Source organism: Buttiauxella selenatireducens (assembly GCF_031432975.1).
Taxonomy (GTDB): domain Bacteria; phylum Pseudomonadota; class Gammaproteobacteria; order Enterobacterales; family Enterobacteriaceae; genus Buttiauxella; species Buttiauxella selenatireducens.
In genome coordinates this window covers 4,051,849-4,069,419 of record NZ_CP133838.1, presented here as the reverse complement: position 1 = coordinate 4,069,419, position 17,571 = coordinate 4,051,849, and the positions used below count along the sequence as shown (strand labels likewise).

The window sequence follows — 17,571 nt, the reverse complement described above, 5'->3', positions numbered from 1 at the left end:
TTTAAGTTAAGACTTCGTTTGTTCAGTCTGAGCGCCAGCGGCTACTTGATCCTGGCCTTTATCTTCTGCCGCTATTTCCTGCGCTTTTACCTGAACACCGGGTTTAACTTTTTGTAAACCGGTCACAATAACGCGATCGCCATCCTGCAACCCATTAGTTACCAGCCATTTATCGCCGATAGCCTGTGTTGCTGTAATATTGCGGACTTCAACTTTGTCATCTTTGCCAATCACCATCGCAGAAGCATCACCACGTGGTGTACGAGTGACGCCTTGTTGTGGAACGAGCAGTGCGTTTGGATTGGTCCCTTCTTCCAGCTGTGCGCGGACAAACATGCCCGGAAGCAGCGTTTTATCTGGGTTAGGGAAGATGGCACGCAATGTGATCGAGCCGGTGCTCTGGTCAACGGTGACGTCAGAAAACTCTAAAGAACCTTCTTGTGGGAACGCAACACCGTCGTTAGTGACTAACTTCACTTTGGCTTTGCCGTTTTCTTGCTTCAGTTTGCCGTCAGCTAACTCTTGCTTAAGGCGCAAGAAATCGTTGCTTGATTGGGTCACATCCACATAAATCGGGTCGAGCTGTTGTACGGTAGCCATTGCAGTAGCCTGACCGCTAGTGACCAGCGCGCCTTCAGTAACATCAGATTTACCAATACGACCACTGATCGGAGAGGTCACTTTGGTATAAGCCAGATTAATACGAGCTGTTTCAACAGCGGCTTTAGCGGCAACGACAGAAGCATTTGCCTGTTGAGAATCGGCAAGCGCGGTGTCGTAGTCTTGTTGACTGATGTACTTAGTGCCCAACAGTTTCTGATAACGCTTCAACGTCAGCTGCGCAATATTTGCACTTGCTTGAGCTTTCGCGAGGTCACCTTTGGCGCTGTCATATGCGGCCTGATAAGTCGCAGGATCGATTTGGTACAGCGAAACGCCAGCTTTAATTTCACTCCCTTCTTCAAAGTTGCGTTTCAGAATGATGCCACTGACCTGTGGGCGAACTTCTGCAATACGATAAGCACTGGTACGGCCTGGAAGCTCAGTAGTTATCTGCAAAGGAGCACTTTTCAGAGTGACGACACCCACTTCTGGGGTATGCGGCGCACTCTTTTGTGCTTCTTTGTCATTACATCCTGTAAGCACTAAGCTGCCTGAAAGCATCAGAACGGCCGCCAGAGGCGTAAACCCTCTGTTTTTGTTCATATGTAAACCTCGAGTGTCCGATTTCAAAGTTGTTCAATGGATCAAATGTCCACAAACCCATTGCTGCGTTTATATTATCGTCGTGCTATGGTACATACATTCACAAATGTATGTAAATCCAACCACCTTACTTTCCCCATTTATGGCACGAAAAACCAAACAACAAGCGCTTGCAACTCGCCAACATCTTCTCGATGTGGCAATTCGCTTGTTTTCTCAACACGGTGTGTCCTCAACTTCGCTGGCTGATATTGCTAAAGCGGCCGGTGTTACCCGTGGTGCAATCTATTGGCATTTCAAAAATAAGTCGGATTTGTTTAATGAAATCTGGGAGCTAACTGAGTCCAGTATTGGTGATTTAGAGACTGAGTATCAGGCAAAATTTCCTGACGATCCACTTTCTGTTGTAAGAGAGTTATTAATTTACATATTGCAAGCAACTGTCACTGATGAACGTCGCCGCTTAATGACAGAAATCATCTTCCACAAATGCGAATTTGTTGGAGAACTGGCGGTGTTACAACAGGCCAGACGCGAATTTTATCTGGAAGGAAAGGAGCGAATTGAAAATTCGTTGCAGCGTTGTATTGATGCAGAAATGTTACCAGCCGATTTGCGGATTCACCTTGCCGTTATTTTGATGCGCAGTTATATCACCGGGCTCATCGAAAACTGGCTGCTTGCGCCAGATAGCTTTGATTTACACGGCCAGGCAGAAGACTACGTTGCTATTTTGATAGAAATGTTTCAAACCTGCCCAACCCTTCGTACTACTCCACACTAAAATTATGCTTATTAGGGCAATTCCGAAGCGAGTTGACCAAGGATTTTCTGAAAAGTCGTGCTAATCTGAACGCTCGTATTTCGTCTTTAACTCGCCATCCATTCGGCCTGTTCTAAATCACAGTCAAACTATGCCGCAACTCTTGTGTTCACTGTATTCACGTCGCATACCAGCACGGTTATTATTTATCGCGTTTATTAGCCTGTTTTGTCTGCTGGCGCAGCCAGTTTGGGCGAAAAATAATAATAACGATCTCCCGAGCCGCGATGAAATTCAAAACCAGCTGACCGCGCTTAATAAGCAAAAGACGCTGTCACCTAATGACAAACTGACACAACAAGATCTCAATGAAACGCTTGAGGTTTTGGACAAAATTGACCGGATCAAGGATGAAGCGGCAAAACTCCATCAGCAGATCAGTGAAGCGCCAAAAACGCTGCGCAAAGCAACGGATGCTCTAAACGAGCTTAAAAATCAGCGAGAAGATCAGGCCAATGAAGAGGCTGAAATTGAAGCGCTGAGTTTGCGCCAGCTAGAATCTCGTCTGAATGACTTGATGACGGATTTACAGAATTCACAAAGCGATTTAGCCACCTGGAATAGCCAACTGATTTCACTGCAAACGCAACCAGAGCGCGTGCAGAATGCGATGATGGCTGCTTCGGCTCAGCTTGAGGCAATCCGTAATCGCCTGAATGGCGTCACGCCTGGTGCTGCGGAATTGCGTCCAAGCCAGCAAACATTATTACTGGCGCAGCAGGCGTTACTGAATGCGCAACTGGACCAGCAGCGCGACAGCCTGAAAGGCAACACGCTGTTGCAAGATACTCTGCAAAAACAACGTGATTACACCAACGCCCATATCAACCAGATGGAACACACGCTGCAACTGTTGCAAAAAGCCGTCAGCAGCAAGCGCCTGACGCTGACCCAGCAGACTGCGCAGGAAGCCATCGACTCAGAAGATACCGTTAAAATTCAGCAGAATCCGTTGGTGAAACAAGAGCTGGATATTAACCACCAGTTAAGCCAACGCCTGATAGAGGCCACTCAACATGCTAATGAGATGGTGCCGCCGAGCATCCGCATCAAAAACACGTTGGATCGTGCACTGCAATCAGAACGCAATTTGAAAGAGCAAATTGCAGTCCTGAAAGGCAGCTTGCTGTTATCGCGCATTCTCTATCAGCAGCAACAGCAGAACATGCCTTCAGCGGAAGACACAGAAGACCTGACCAATCGTATTGCGGATATTCGCCTCGAGCAGTTTGATGTCAATCAGCAGCGTGATGCACTGTTCCAGCCTGATGACTTAGTGGCGAAAATAGAAGAAGGGCACACTACTGACGTCACGCCTGATGTCCACGACGCGCTTTTGCAAATTCTGGATACTCGCCGCGAATTGCTGGATCAGCTGAATAAGCAGCTCGGCATGCAATTAATGCTGGCCATCAACCTGCAGAATAATAAGCAGCAACTGCAAAACGTGACGAAATCGCTCGACCAAATTCTGACCGAGCAGATTTTTTGGGTCACCAGTAACAAACCGATGGATTGGGACTGGCTGAAATCGTTGCCTTCTTCGTTACGCGATCAGTTTAAAAATGCCCATCTCAATATTAAAGGGCCGGAAAGCTCGCTAAAAATACTCACCATTCTGCTGCTGATGGTTCCGACACTGCTGCTGGCCGGTGTTATTCGCTGGCGCTTTAAAGCCATTGATCGCTATTTGGAAAAGCAGGCAAGTCGGGTTGGGCAACTGCGTAACGACAGCCAAATGCTGACGCCGAAAGCCATCGCGTTGACGCTGGTGAAAGTCTTACCCGGCGCGTTGATTATCTATGCCATCGGCTTAGGGTTTGCCGGAATAGATATGAACATCAGCGAAACCATGCTGGCGTTCTGTAAACAGCTTTCTCTGTCCTGGCTGGTCTTTGGCCTGACATACCAGGTGCTTTCGACCAACGGCGTTGCTGTCAGCCACTTTAATATGTCGCCACAGCAGTGCAGCCATTATCGCCGCCAATTGGTGCGCATCGGTTGTGCACTGTTGCCGCTGTTATTCTGGTCGGTGTTGGGTGAACGTTCTCCGTTGCATTTGGTTGAAGATGCGCTGGGTCAGCTTATTATTTTCTTCAACCTGTTGCTCATCACTGCATTGGTCTTCCCGATGTGTCGTGAAAACTGGCGCAACAAAAACAACCACACCATGCAGTTGTTTACCGTCACGGTGATGGGCGTGGTGCCAGTGGTGTTGATGGTGCTGACAGCGATGGGCTATTTCTATACGACTTTGCGCCTTGCGGGACGTTGGATAGAAACCATCTACCTGGTTCTCATCTGGAACCTGGTTTACCAAACCGTACTGCGTGGGTTGAGTGTAACGGCGCGTCGTATGGCGTATCGCCGCGCTGTGTTGCGCCGCGAAAATCTGGTGAAAGAGGGGGCTGAAGGTGGCGAGCCGGTAGAAGAGCCGCCGTTGGCGCTTGATCAAATCAACCAACAAACCATGCGCCTTGCCATCATTGCTCTGTTCGCATTGTTTGCGCTCTTCTTCTACACCATTTGGTCAGATTTGTTTGGGGTATTCGGTTATCTCGATAGCATCCAGCTGTGGAGCTATAACGGCACGGAAGCGGGGGCTGCGGTGGTGAAAAACGTCACCATGGGCAGCTTGTTATTTGCGGTGATTGCCTTCGCTATCGCCTGGGTATTGATTCGCAACTTACCTGGTTTGCTGGAAGTACTGGTGCTTTCACGCCTGCAAATGCGTCAGGGCGCTTCATACGCCATTACCACCATTCTTAACTACGTGATTATTGCTGTCGGTGCGATGACCATTTTTGGCTCGCTCGGTGTGTCGTGGGATAAATTGCAATGGTTGGCGGCAGCGTTATCGGTCGGTCTGGGTTTCGGTTTGCAGGAGATATTCGGTAACTTCGTTTCCGGCCTGATTATTCTGTTCGAACGCCCGGTGCGTATCGGCGATACGGTGACCATCGGTACCTTCTCGGGGAGTGTCAGTAAGATTCGTATTCGTGCCACCACGATAACTGACTTCGATCGCAAGGAAGTGATCATCCCGAACAAAGCGTTTGTTACGGAGCGATTGATCAACTGGTCGCTGACCGACACCATTACGCGAGTGGTTATCCGCCTTGGCGTCGCTTACGGCTCCGATCTGGATAAAGTGCGTGAAATCTTACTCAAAGCGGCGCATGACCATCCGAAAGTGATGCACGATCCGGAGCCGACGGTATTCTTCACCACCTTCGGGCCAAGTACTTTGGATCATGAATTACGTTTGTACGTGCGCGAGCTGCGCGATCGCAGCTATACCGTTGATGAGCTGAACCGGACCATCGATCGCCTGTGTCGCGAAAATGACATTAACATCGCCTTCAACCAACTCGAAGTTCATCTGCGTAATGAAAAAGGGGATGAATTGACCGAAGTGAAACGCCATAACAATGGCAAAACGAACGGCGGCGACATCGTTCCGGTACAGTAAAATCAGCGGGAAGCGTTCTCTTCCCGCTTACGCAAAAAATCCTGACGGACAATCTCTAACGCAGCAAGCGCGGTTTCCGTCGGGATTTCATGTTGTTCCAGTAGCATGATCAAATCGACAGCCAGTTTCACTTCATCGGGTGCATTTTCCAGCGACATATAGCTAATCCGTAATAATCAAATAATAAATATATACCCAAAATAATGCGAGTTGCGTAAAGGCGGCAAAGCCGTAAGTCCCCAGGAGCATAGCTAACTATGTGACTGGGGCGCACGGGTGCAGCCAACGCGCCTGCAGCTTGAAGTATGCGGGTATTAGCTTAGTCCTCGTTCCCGTCGTTCAATCGCACGTTCGATACGCGCAATGGCCTGGCGGCAGCGTTGCAGGCGGCCTTCAAGGGCGGCGAGCTCTTTTTGCAGTTTTTGCTGTCCAGCGAGAGTGGCTTGAATAGAAAGCTGGCTTTCACGATCGCTAATCATACTTTGCAGGCGGCGTTCATAATCCTGATGCGTGGAGAGCTTCTCATACAGGTTTTCGACAACCGGTGGCTGGGGATCGTTTTTACGCATCTGCAAGGTCGCGAGTTCACGCTGCAATGCGGCAATTTGCGCTACCAGTTTTTCGGCAAGGTACGCAACTTGATCCGCTTTACCAACTTTCACGCTAAGCTGTAACTGTGCGTGATTTGCCTGAACTTCGGTCAGATAATCTTTTAGTTGCGTGCTGTGAGTGGAAAACAGTTTACGATCAAAGCGTGCTTGCGAGGCGCGTTGCAACGAAATGGGTGCAATGGCCTGCGCGAGTTCCGCGACGCGAATATCCAAAGCTTGTAACAGCGCAGCGGTTTTCACAAAATGACTCTCCAATACGACTCATATTTATACCCTAAATAATTCAAGTTGCAGGTAGGCGGCAAGGGAGCTTATCCCCAGGAGCTTACTTGAGTAAGTGACTGGGGTAAGTGAGTGCAGCCAACACCCCTGCAGCTTGAAGTATGACGGGTATATTAATGGAATAGGGAATGAAACGGACTATATTAATCATCATTGGTTGGCTGGCGGTAGTCCTTGCGACGCTGGGAGTCGTATTACCTTTACTTCCCACAACCCCTTTTTTACTTCTGGCAGCCTGGTGTTTCGCCCGCTCCTCGCCACGCTTCCACTATTGGCTACTCTACCGCTCATGGTTTGGCAGTTACATCCGCCATTGGCAGCAGCATCGGGCCTTACCCCCCGGAGCTAAACCCAGGGCATTGATTTTTATTGTTTTAACTTTTGCTGTGTCCATTTACCTGGTCAACATTCTTTGGGTCAGACTACTCTTATTGATGATGATGTGCGCGTTGCTGTTCTGTATGTGGCGGATGCCGGTAATTGACGAAAAGCAACAAAAGCCATAAAGCGCATTTGCTGTGGTTGCAATTGTTGTTTGCAGCCAGTAAATTCGACCGCTTTCGAGCACGGTATGATTGATTAATGAATCACCGATAGTGTGTTTATTAAACAGACACGTGCTTAGTTAGAACCCCGTTTTTAGCAGGCATTAATTATGACCGCGACTGCGCAGCAGCTTGAATATCTGAAAAACAGCATTAAAAGCATTCCAGACTACCCGAAGCCTGGGATCTTATTCCGTGACGTTACCAGCTTGCTTGAAGATCCGAAAGCCTACGCCACCAGCATCGAATTATTAGTCTCACGCTTTAAAGATGCCGGTATCACTAAAGTAGTGGGTACTGAAGCGCGCGGCTTTTTGTTTGGCGCGCCGGTTGCGCTGGAATTAGGTGTTGGTTTTGTGCCGGTGCGTAAGCCAGGTAAACTGCCACGCGAAACGATCGCGGAGAACTACGAGCTGGAATACGGTACCGATCAACTGGAAATCCACGTTGATGCAATCGAGCCGGGCGACAAAGTTCTGGTCGTGGACGATTTGCTGGCCACAGGCGGCACCATTGAAGCGACCGTTAAACTGATCCGCCGTCTGGGTGGTGAAGTGACCGATGCCGCATTTATCATCAATCTGTTTGATATTGGTGGTGAGCAGCGTCTGGAAAAAATGGGCGTGAAAAGCTACAGCCTCGTACTTTTCCCTGGCCACTGAGTTTAATCTCACCTCTGCAACGCACCGGGCCGGGCGGATAAGTACAACGTCATCCGCCAGGACATCAAACAGCCTCGCCCGATGGGTGAGGCTTATGTTAGCATTACCCCTCGAATTCACCTTCCCGCGATGTAGAGCCTATCTCGAATGAGCTACCAGGTCTTAGCCCGCAAATGGCGCCCACAAACTTTTGCTGATGTCGTCGGCCAGCAACACGTGTTGACTGCGCTGGCTAATGGCTTATCCATGGGCCGAATCCACCACGCCTATCTCTTTTCAGGGACGCGCGGCGTGGGTAAAACGTCCATCGCTCGCTTGTTGGCGAAAGGGTTAAATTGTGAAACCGGCATCACTGCCACCCCTTGCGGTGTGTGCGATAACTGCCGCGAAATCGAACAAGGACGCTTTGTTGATCTGATAGAGATTGACGCCGCCTCACGCACCAAAGTCGAAGACACCCGTGACTTGCTGGACAACGTTCAGTACGCACCGGCGCGTGGTCGCTTCAAAGTCTACTTAATCGATGAAGTCCATATGCTTTCCCGCCACAGCTTCAACGCGCTGTTGAAGACGCTGGAAGAGCCACCTTCGCATGTCAAATTTTTGCTGGCGACAACCGATCCGCAAAAGTTGCCGGTGACTATTCTTTCCCGCTGTCTGCAATTCCACCTGAAAGCGCTGGATGTTGAACAAATCCGCCATCAGTTGGAATACATTCTTGGCGAGGAGAAAATCCCTTCTGAAACTCGCGCGCTGCAACTGTTGGCGCGAGCTGCGGATGGCAGCCTGCGTGATGCATTAAGTCTTACCGACCAGGCAATTGCCAGTGGTGATGGGCAAGTGACCACTGCGGCAGTCAGCACCATGCTCGGCACATTGGATGACGACCAGGCACTGGCGCTGATAGAAGCGATGGTGCAGGCCGATGGTGAGCGAGTGATGAGCTTGCTTAACGATGCCGCCGGTCGCGGTATTGAGTGGGAAGCGCTGCTGGTAGAAATGCTGGGCTTGCTGCACCGTGTGGCCATGGTGCAACTCTCTCCGGCAGCATTGGGCAACGACATGGCGGCAATCGAACAGCGTATGCGTGAGCTCGCGAGAGTCGTACCGCCTGCTGAAGTCCAGTTGTATTATCAAACCCTGCTGATTGGTCGCAAAGAGCTCTCCTGGGCTCCCGATCGTCGTATGGGCATTGAGATGACACTGCTGCGTGCGCTGGCGTTCCATCCGCGCAAACCATTACCAGAACCGGAGCAACCGCGACAAGTAGCGAGTATTCCTGTCGTCAATCCTGTTCCGGTTCGACAACAAACTTCACCTCCGCCACGGCAAAATGAAACCCCGTTGCCGGACACCACAAGCCAGGTGCTGCAAGCGCGAACCCAGTTAATGCGCCAGCAGGGAGCCAACAAAGCAAAAAAGAGTGAGCCGGCAGCGCCAGATCTAGCGCGGCCGGCAGCTAAAACCACCGCTCTGGAACGTTTAGCCTCGGTAACCGAGCGTATTCAGTCCCGGCCATCAGTGGCAGAAGAAAAACCTGCCGAGAAGCCAGAAGCTTATCGCTGGAAGTCGCAAATTGTTTCTGATGTTGTTGAAGAACCGGTTGCGACACCAAAAGCATTAAAGCGCGCGCTGGAGCATGAGAAAACACCAGAGCTGGCGCAGAAACTGGCATTGGAAGCCATCGAGCGTGACAGTTGGGCGGCGGAAATTAGCCAACTGGTGTTGCCAAAACTCGTGCAGCAACTCGCGTTAAATGCCTGGAAAGAGCAGGATGGCAGCCGAGTTTGTTTGCACTTACGCCCGGCATTACGGCATCTGAATTCACCGTCGGCGCAGAAAACGCTGGCTGATGCGATGAGTACTTTTAGCGGAGAAACTGTTGAGCTGACTATTATTGAAGATGATAATCTTGCACAACGTACCCCGCTGGAATGGCGTCAGGCTATCTACGAAGAGAAGCTGGCACGTGCGCGGGAATCTATGAGTACTGATAACAATATCCAAACGCTGCGTCGTTTTTTTGATGCGGAGCTGGATGAAGACAGTATTCGACCAATTTGACAGGCTGGTTACACCGGTTTGTTGTAAACCCTGATAGCCGTTAATTGTTATACCCATCAACACCCCTACAGCTTGAAGGATGATGGGGAAATGCGATTAATCGGCCCGAGCAAAAGAGAGAAGACTATGTTTGGAAAAGGCGGTCTGGGCAACATCATGAAGCAAGCCCAGCAGATGCAGGAAAAAATGGCCCAGGTTCAGGAAGAAATCGCCAACATGGAAGTCACCGGCGAATCAGGTGCGGGTCTGGTAAAAGTGACCATCAATGGTGCGCATAACTGCCGTCGTGTGGAAATCGATCCAAGCCTGATGGAAGACGATAAAGAGATGGTAGAAGACCTGGTTGCAGCGGCCTTCAATGATGCAGCTCGTCGTATCGGTGAAGCGCAGAAAGAGAAAATGGCTGGCGTTTCCAGTGGTATGCAGTTGCCACCAGGCTTCAAAATGCCATTCTAATATTGATCCCCTCTCCTGGGGGAGAGGGTCAGGGTGAGGGCGTCCTGTCGTCAAAGCGACGCCTCACTTTTTTACCCCGTAATCACTCTTCATCAAACGCCGCATAACTCTCCACCAGAAAATCAATCAGTGACCTGACCGCCGGTAACTGCCCGCGACGCGAAGGAAACACCAAATGAATGATTTCCCGTCTTGTATGCCAATCCGGTAACAATCGCACCAACGTTCCATCCAGTATCTGCTTCTTAATCATCAATATGGGTAGTTGAACAATCCCTACGCCCGCCAAAGCAGCCGCCCGTAATGCAATCATATCGGTGGTCACAAAACGTGGCTTATGGTGCAGTATCACTTCCTGATTATCTGGGCCAAACAGACACCATCGGTAAATCTGCTGTGGTTTGGAGAGTGCCAGGCTCGGCCAGTGTTGTAGATCGGCGGGTGACGAGGGTTGCGAAAATTGTTCAACTAACTCAGGGCTGGCAACCAGACACATATTGCGATCGGCCAGTTTGCGCATCACCAGATCACTATCTTCCAGTGGTAATGGGCGAACGCGTACCGCCAAATCGACGTTCTCATTCAATACATCAACCTGGCGATTTGTCTCCTCAAGCTGCACCGTAACCTGCGGATACATCGTCATAAACCGCGCCAGCATATCGCCAATATGCACATGCAGTAGGGCAATCGGACACGTCAGGCGAATAAGCCCACGTGGTTCGGCTCGTAGCGTATTTATCGCCTCTTGTGCCGCTTCAGCCTCAATAATCATCGCTTTGCAATGGCGATAAAATATCTGCCCGGCCTCCGTCACGGTGAAGCTGCGCGTTGAGCGCTGAATAAGCCGCGTTTCCAGACTCTCCTCCAGCAAGGCGATACGCCGACTTAACCGGGATTTTGGAATGCCAATTGCGCGGCTGGCGGGAGAAAACCCCTCGAAATCGACCACTTGCACGAAGTACCACAGGTCATTGAGATCTTGCATCGTTATTGTCCTGTATATGGAACACTGAGTTCATTTCTGGAGTCTACCGGGATTTTCGTCTTATGAGTAAGCTTTAACTCAACAGAAATCGACACTCAATGGAGATAACGATGAAATCAATTTTAGGCGTGTATTCCGCACCGGCTTCCCACTGGGTGGGTGATGGATTCCCGGTTCGTTCACTGTTTTCTTATTCGAAATTTGAAAAACAGCTCAGCCCATTCTTGCTGCTGGACTACGCAGGCCCGGCAGATTTTAAACCGAGCAACAAAGGCCAGCGCGGCGTTGATGTGCATCCGCATCGTGGTTTTGAAACGGTCACCATCGTCTACAAAGGTGAAGTGGCGCACCGTGACTCCACCGGCAGTGGCGGGGTAATTGGCCCCGGTGATGTGCAATGGATGACGGCCGGTAGCGGGATTTTGCACGAGGAGTTCCATTCGCCAGCGTTCAGCGAGAAGGGCGGCACGCTGGAAATGGTTCAGCTGTGGGTCAATCTGCCTGCGAAGGACAAGTCAACGCCACCGAACTACCAGTCGATTACAGATGCGGATATTCCGGTGGTGACATTGCCCGATAACGCAGGTCAGGTGCGTGTTATCGCGGGTGAAATGGAGGGCAGTAAAGGCCCGGCACGCACGTTTTCACCGCTGCGCGTACTGGATGTGCGTCTGAATGCGCAAAGCACCACACAACTGACGCTGCCTGACGGCTGGAACACCGCACTGGTTGTGCTGAAAGGCACGGTGCAGGTTAACGGCGAGGAAATTGCTCGTGAGGCGCAGCTGGTGGTACTGGATGCAAAAGGCGAAACCGTCACGCTTGAAGCCAATAACGACGCCGTTGTGCTGGTGCTGAGCGGTGAGCCACTCAATGAGCCAGTGGTGGGTTACGGGCCGTTTGTAATGAACACTCGTGAAGAAATTAAAGAGGCTATCGACGATTTCAATCAGGGTCGTTTTGGCCAGTCCATAGAGTAAAAAACTCACGGCTATCGCTCCGGTAGCCGTTTTTTAAGCACTATTTCACTATCAGAGGATACGAATATGACACCTGCAAACTTTAACGGACAAATTCCGACCATTGATGCCAACGATGCAGTCATGCTACTCATTGACCACCAGAGCGGTTTGTTCCAGCTAGTACACGACATGCCGATGCCTACGTTGCGTACCCACGCCACGGTACTGGCAAAAATCGCGACGCTGGCCAATATTCCGGTCATCACCACCGCTTCTGTGCCGCAAGGCCCAAATGGCCCGCTGATCCCTGAGATCCACCAATATGCCCCTCATGCGCAGTATGTGCCGCGTAAAGGTGAAATTAACGCCTGGGATAACCCTGATTTCGTTGCGGCAGTCAAAGCAACAGGGCGTAAAACGTTAATCATTGCGGGCACGGTGACCAGCGTTTGCATGGCGTTTCCGGCTATCAGCGCGGTTGCCGAAGGCTTTAAAGTCTTCGCGGTGATCGATGCTTCAGGCACTTATTCCAAAATGGCGCAGGAAGTCACCCTGGCGCGAGTAGTACAAGCGGGCGTGGTTCCGATGGATACCGCAGCGGTTGTAGCTGAGATTCAGCACACATGGAACCGTGAGGATGCAATGGAGTGGGCCAACCTTTGGGGCGGTGTATTTATTGAATATGGCTTGCTGATGGAAAGTTACCAGAAAGCGCAAGATGTGGTGACGAATCAAGAGTCTCTGGATTCTCAGCGCGCTTAAATAAATTCCCCCTGTGCGAGACATCCCGCAGGGGGACTATCTTTTTCTATACCCGTCCGCTGGGCTAATGTTAGGCTATGTCCCACTCTTTTTTCAGAAGTCTGAGCGATGCAAACCAGTCCTTTACTTACCGCCCTTATGGAATCCCTGCGCTGCTTGCCAGGTGTTGGCCCTAAGTCAGCTCAACGTATGGCGTTCGCGCTCCTGCAACGCGACCGCAGCGGCGGAATGCGACTAGCGCAAGCCCTCACGCGTGCAATGTCCGAAATCGGCCACTGCGCGGATTGCCGTACTTTTACCGAACAAGAAGTCTGCGCAATTTGTTCCAATCCACGCCGCCAGGAAAATGGCCAGATTTGCGTGGTGGAAACGCCTGCGGATATCCATGCGATTGAAGCGACGGGCCAATTCTCTGGACGCTATTTTGTGTTGATGGGGCATCTTTCACCGCTCGACGGCATTGGCCCCCAGGACATCGGTCTCGACAGGCTGGAACAGCGCCTTGAGCACGAAACTATCAAAGAGCTCATCCTTGCGACTAACCCAACGGTTGAAGGTGAAGCCACCGCGAACTATATCGCCGAACTGTGTGGGCAATATGGCGTAGATGCCAGTCGTATCGCGCACGGTGTGCCGGTGGGCGGCGAGCTGGAAATGGTTGATGGCACCACGCTTTCGCATTCTCTGGCGGGCCGCCACAAAATTACGTTCTAATTGAAAATGGGGAGATTCTTTTCTCCCCCGCTTGAAATCTCCTCTGCTTATCCTCATATCTCCCTCAACGTTTTCATCACCCCTGTATTTTGATTTTGTTGAGGTATCAATGACCATGAAAGGACAAGAGACTCGTGGCTTCCAGTCTGAAGTGAAACAACTTCTGCACCTGATGATCCACTCCCTCTACTCAAATAAAGAAATTTTCCTGCGTGAGCTGATCTCCAACGCCTCCGATGCGGCAGACAAATTGCGCTTCCGCGCGCTGTCCCAGGCCGATCTTTACGAGGGTGACGGTGAGCTGCGTGTGCGTGTCTCATTTGATAAAGAAAAACGCACCCTGACGATTGCTGATAACGGCATCGGGATGACGCGCGACGAAGCGATTGATCACCTCGGGACCATTGCAAAATCTGGCACCAAAGCCTTCCTTGAATCCATGGGTTCCGACCAGGCGAAAGACAGCCAGCTTATCGGCCAGTTTGGTGTGGGCTTCTACTCTGCATTTATCGTGGCGGACAAAGTGACCGTGCGTACTCGTGCGGCTGGAGTTCCTGCGGATCAAGCGGTGTTCTGGGAATCTGAAGGTGCGGGCGAATATACCGTTGCGGATATCACCAAAGCAGACCGCGGGACCGAAATTACCTTGCACCTGCGTGAAGGCGAAGACGAGTTCTTAGATGACTGGCGTGTGCGCTCTATCATCGGTAAATACTCCGACCACATTGCTCTGCCGGTTGAGATTGAAACCCGTGAAGAGAAAGATGGCGAAACTATCCTCGGCTGGGAAAAAATCAACAAAGCTCAGGCACTGTGGACCCGTAGCAAGTCTGAAATTAAAGACGAAGAGTACAACGAGTTCTACAAGCATGTTGCTCATGACTTCACCGACCCGCTGACCTACAGCCACAACCGCGTGGAAGGGAAACAAGAGTACACCAGCTTGCTGTACATCCCGTCCCAGGCGCCGTGGGATATGTGGAATCGCGATCATAAACACGGCCTGAAACTGTACGTGCAGCGCGTGTTCATCATGGACGACGCAGAGCAGTTCATGCCGAACTACCTGCGTTTTGTTCGCGGCCTGATAGATTCCAATGACCTGCCGCTGAACGTGTCGCGTGAAATTCTGCAAGACAGCCGTGTGACTCAGAACCTGCGTAGTGCGCTGACCAAACGCGTATTGCAGATGCTGGAAAAACTGGCGAAAGACGATAGCGAAAAATACCAAACCTTCTGGAAAAACTTTGGCCTGGTGCTCAAAGAAGGCCCTGCTGAAGATAATGCGAACCAGGAAACTATCGCTAAACTGCTGCGCTTTGCGACGACGCATAGCGATTCCGCTGCACAAACTGTGTCGCTGGAAGAGTACGTGTCACGCATGAAAGAAGGCCAGGAGAAGATTTACTACATCACTGCCGACAGCTATGCGGCCGCGAAGAGCAGCCCGCACCTGGAGTTGCTGCGTAAGAAAGGCATTGAAGTTCTGCTGCTTTCCGATCGCATCGATGAGTGGATGATGAGCTATCTGACTGAGTTCGATGGTAAAGCATTCCAGTCAGTCAGTAAGACTGATGAGACGCTGGAAAAATTGGCTGACGAAGAGACACCAGAAGCGAAAGAAGCTGAAAAAGCGCTTGAGCCATTTGTTGACCGCGTGAAAACCCTGCTGGGCGAGCGTGTTAAAGAAGTGCGCCTGACGCACCGTTTGACCGACACGCCTGCTATCGTGACCACTGACAGCAACGACATGAGCACGCAAATGGCGAAATTGTTTGCCGCTGCGGGCCAGGAAGTGCCAGAAGTGAAGTACATCTTCGAGCTGAACCCGGATCACGGTTTGGTGAAACGTGTTGCAGATACTCAGGATGAAGCGCAGTTCGGCGAATGGGTCGAATTACTGCTCGACCAGGCGCTGTTAGCTGAACGTGGCACCCTGGAAGATCCAAACCAATTCATTCGCCGTATGAATCAATTGCTGGCTTCCTAAGTTTTCCCTCACCCTAACCCTCTCCCTCAGGGAGAGGGGACTGGATCGAGTCGTTCCCCCTCTCCTGGGAGAAATGGATCGAGTTTTCTCCCTCTCCTGGGGGAGAGGGCCGGGGTGAGGGCATTTCAAATCAACTAACCCCACCTGAAATACCTGCCATTCTTGAGGTGAATATGCCTTTAATGGTAAGGTCATCGCCTCAAATCTAAATACACAAAAATCCAAACGAATGGGGAATTACGCAATGCGTATTATTCTGCTTGGCGCTCCGGGCGCAGGTAAAGGAACTCAGGCTCAGTTCATCATGGAGAAATATGGCATTCCGCAAATCTCCACCGGTGACATGCTGCGTGCCGCAGTAAAATCTGGCTCAGAGCTGGGTAAACAAGCAAAAGACATTATGGACGCCGGGAAACTGGTTACAGATGAACTGGTTATCGCGCTGGTGAAAGAGCGTATTACCCAGGAAGATTGCCGCAACGGTTTCCTGCTTGATGGTTTCCCTCGTACTATTCCACAGGCTGATGCGATGAAAGAAGCGGGCATCAACGTGGACGTCGTTCTGGAATTCGCAGTACCTGACGAACTGATTGTTGAGCGTATCGTCGGTCGTCGCGTACATGCGCCATCTGGCCGCGTTTACCACGTCACCTTCAATCCACCAAAAGTGGAAGGTAAAGACGATGCAACCGGCGAAGAGCTGACCACCCGTAAAGACGATCAGGAAGAAACCGTGCGTAAGCGCCTGGTGGAATATCATCAGATGACAGCTCCGCTGATCTCTTACTACAGCAAAGAAGCGGAAGCGGGTAACACCAAATACGTAAAAATCGACGGCACCCGTAAAGTGACCGAAGTTAGCGCAGAGTTGGCTAAAATCCTCGGCTAACCCAACCCGTCATCTTTCAAGTTGCACCTCGAAATCTTTTGGGTCGATAAAAATACCAGGACTTGTTCCTGGTATTTTTTTATCCATTTTTTACCCTTTCGCTGTAATCGGTTCTCCTGTGCCACTTTTACGTTACAATTATCAGCAATTTGTTGATAAGGAGTGGAAATGAATCAGGAAAAAGTGGGTATTTTACTGGCAAACCTTGGCACACCTGATGCCCCTACTCCGGCGGCGGTAAAACGCTACCTGCGCCAGTTTCTCAGCGACAAACGCGTCGTTGATACCCCGCGTCTGTTGTGGTGGCCACTGCTGCGAGGCGTGATTTTACCGCTGCGCTCCTCACGGGTTGCAAAGTTGTATCAGTCCGTCTGGATGGACGAAGGCTCGCCGCTACTTGTTTATAGCCGACGTCAGCAAGTCGCTCTGGCAGCGCAAATGCCGGGTACCCCAGTCGCGCTCGGCATGAGCTATGGCTCACCGTCATTGAAAAGTGCAGTGGACGAACTTTTGTCTCACAACGTTGATCACATCGTCGTGCTGCCGTTGTATCCACAATTCTCTTGCTCGACTGTTGCTGCTGTTTGGGATGAATTAGGGCGCATTTTTGCTGATTACCGTTCGCTGCCGTCGATTTCCCTGATTCGTGACTACGCCGATAACACCTCCTACATCAATGCGCTGGTGGCTTCGGTCAAACACTCTTTCGCCCAGCACGGCGAGCCGGATGTTTTGCTGCTTTCCTACCATGGAATTCCGCAGCGTTATGCCAACGAAGGCGATGATTATCCACAGCGTTGCCGCGACACCACGCGCGAGTTGCTTTCCGCCCTCGAGCTGCCACCAGAAAAAGTGATGATGACCTATCAGTCGCGTTTTGGCCGCGAACCGTGGCTAATGCCGTATACCGACGAAACGCTGAAAATGTTGGCTGAAAAAGGGGTGAAACACATTCAGGTCATGTGCCCTGGTTTCTCCGCCGATTGCCTCGAAACTCTCGAAGAGATGGCGGTGCAAAACCGTGAAGTGTTCCTCGAGGCGGGTGGCACCAAGTATGAATATATTCCTGCCCTCAATGATGACCCGGCGCATATCGCAATGATGATGAGTCTTGTAGAAAAATATCGCTGATCCCGCTTTTGGCC

Annotated in this window: 16 protein-coding genes and 1 other annotated feature; of the genes, 12 read left to right on the top strand and 4 right to left on the bottom strand. The window is 51.0% G+C overall.

Going from position 1 to position 17,571, the window contains the following annotated elements:
• Positions 1 to 6: 6 nt before the first annotated feature.
• Positions 7 to 1,206, bottom strand: coding sequence for a multidrug efflux RND transporter periplasmic adaptor subunit AcrA (gene acrA, locus RHD99_RS18700; RefSeq protein ID WP_309875849.1), 1,200 nt, complete (start codon positions 1,204 to 1,206; stop codon positions 7 to 9).
• Positions 1,207 to 1,348: 142 nt separating this feature from the next.
• Here acrA and acrR point away from each other — a divergent pair, with 142 nt between their 5' ends.
• Together acrR and mscK are read left to right on the top strand one after the other, a co-directional pair.
• Positions 1,349 to 1,990 (top strand): multidrug efflux transporter transcriptional repressor AcrR, encoded by a 642-nt coding sequence (gene acrR / locus RHD99_RS18695; RefSeq protein WP_270145927.1) that lies wholly within the window; start codon positions 1,349 to 1,351, stop codon positions 1,988 to 1,990.
• Between the two features lie 130 nt (positions 1,991 to 2,120).
• Positions 2,121 to 5,501 (top strand): mechanosensitive channel MscK, encoded by a 3,381-nt coding sequence (gene mscK, locus RHD99_RS18690; RefSeq protein ID WP_309875847.1) that lies wholly within the window; start codon positions 2,121 to 2,123, stop codon positions 5,499 to 5,501.
• 2 nt (positions 5,502 to 5,503) lie between these two features.
• Here mscK and rsmS read toward each other — a convergent pair whose 3' ends face one another.
• Both rsmS and priC read right to left on the bottom strand, forming a co-directional pair.
• Positions 5,504 to 5,659: a pleiotropic regulatory protein RsmS gene (gene rsmS, locus RHD99_RS18685; protein WP_183271287.1), complete on the bottom strand. Its 156-nt coding sequence runs from the start codon at positions 5,657 to 5,659 to the stop codon at positions 5,504 to 5,506.
• Between the two features lie 156 nt (positions 5,660 to 5,815).
• Entirely contained in the window at positions 5,816 to 6,352 is a 537-nt protein-coding gene (gene priC / locus RHD99_RS18680; protein WP_183271285.1) for a primosomal replication protein PriC, read from the bottom strand.
• A 170-nt stretch (positions 6,353 to 6,522) separates the two neighbouring features.
• Between priC and RHD99_RS18675 the strand changes: the two genes are divergently transcribed.
• From RHD99_RS18675 to RHD99_RS18660, 4 genes are all read left to right on the top strand, one after another.
• Positions 6,523 to 6,900, top strand: coding sequence for a DUF454 family protein (locus tag RHD99_RS18675; RefSeq protein ID WP_309875843.1), 378 nt, complete (start codon positions 6,523 to 6,525; stop codon positions 6,898 to 6,900).
• A 149-nt stretch (positions 6,901 to 7,049) separates the two neighbouring features.
• Positions 7,050 to 7,601, top strand: a complete 552-nt coding sequence (apt, locus tag RHD99_RS18670) for an adenine phosphoribosyltransferase (protein WP_034458083.1) — start codon at positions 7,050 to 7,052, stop codon at positions 7,599 to 7,601.
• 147 nt (positions 7,602 to 7,748) lie between these two features.
• Complete coding sequence (dnaX, locus tag RHD99_RS18665) at positions 7,749 to 9,665, top strand: DNA polymerase III subunit gamma/tau (protein ID WP_309875840.1); 1,917 nt, start codon at positions 7,749 to 7,751, stop codon at positions 9,663 to 9,665.
• Positions 8,998 to 9,062 (top strand) — a sequence feature (DnaX frameshifting element). Its footprint overlaps the gene before it by 65 nt.
• Positions 9,666 to 9,791: 126 nt before the next feature.
• The gene (locus tag RHD99_RS18660) at positions 9,792 to 10,121 is read left to right on the top strand and encodes a YbaB/EbfC family nucleoid-associated protein (RefSeq protein WP_124024797.1); all 330 of its coding nucleotides are present in this window, start codon (positions 9,792 to 9,794) and stop codon (positions 10,119 to 10,121) included.
• An 82-nt stretch (positions 10,122 to 10,203) separates the two neighbouring features.
• Here the strand turns inward: RHD99_RS18660 and RHD99_RS18655 are convergent, their stop codons facing one another.
• Positions 10,204 to 11,109, bottom strand: coding sequence for a LysR family transcriptional regulator (locus tag RHD99_RS18655; protein ID WP_309875838.1), 906 nt, complete (start codon positions 11,107 to 11,109; stop codon positions 10,204 to 10,206).
• Positions 11,110 to 11,219: 110 nt separating this feature from the next.
• Here RHD99_RS18655 and RHD99_RS18650 point away from each other — a divergent pair, with 110 nt between their 5' ends.
• From RHD99_RS18650 to hemH, 6 genes are all read left to right on the top strand, one after another.
• Positions 11,220 to 12,089: a pirin family protein gene (locus RHD99_RS18650; RefSeq protein ID WP_309875836.1), complete on the top strand. Its 870-nt coding sequence runs from the start codon at positions 11,220 to 11,222 to the stop codon at positions 12,087 to 12,089.
• Positions 12,090 to 12,155: 66 nt separating this feature from the next.
• Complete coding sequence (locus RHD99_RS18645; protein ID WP_309875835.1) at positions 12,156 to 12,833, top strand: isochorismatase family protein; 678 nt, start codon at positions 12,156 to 12,158, stop codon at positions 12,831 to 12,833.
• Positions 12,834 to 12,941: 108 nt separating this feature from the next.
• Complete coding sequence (gene recR / locus RHD99_RS18640) at positions 12,942 to 13,547, top strand: recombination mediator RecR (RefSeq protein WP_270140132.1); 606 nt, start codon at positions 12,942 to 12,944, stop codon at positions 13,545 to 13,547.
• Between the two features lie 115 nt (positions 13,548 to 13,662).
• Positions 13,663 to 15,537 carry a molecular chaperone HtpG gene (gene htpG, locus RHD99_RS18635; RefSeq protein WP_309875833.1) on the top strand — a complete coding sequence of 625 codons (1,875 nt, stop codon included), beginning with the start codon at positions 13,663 to 13,665 and terminating at the stop codon, positions 15,535 to 15,537.
• Positions 15,538 to 15,781: 244 nt separating this feature from the next.
• Positions 15,782 to 16,426: an adenylate kinase gene (gene adk / locus RHD99_RS18630; protein WP_034458097.1), complete on the top strand. Its 645-nt coding sequence runs from the start codon at positions 15,782 to 15,784 to the stop codon at positions 16,424 to 16,426.
• A gap of 168 nt (positions 16,427 to 16,594) precedes the next feature.
• A complete protein-coding gene (gene hemH / locus RHD99_RS18625; protein ID WP_309875831.1) occupies positions 16,595 to 17,557 on the top strand; it encodes a ferrochelatase in 963 nt (320 codons plus the stop codon).
• Positions 17,558 to 17,571 lie beyond the last annotated feature (14 nt).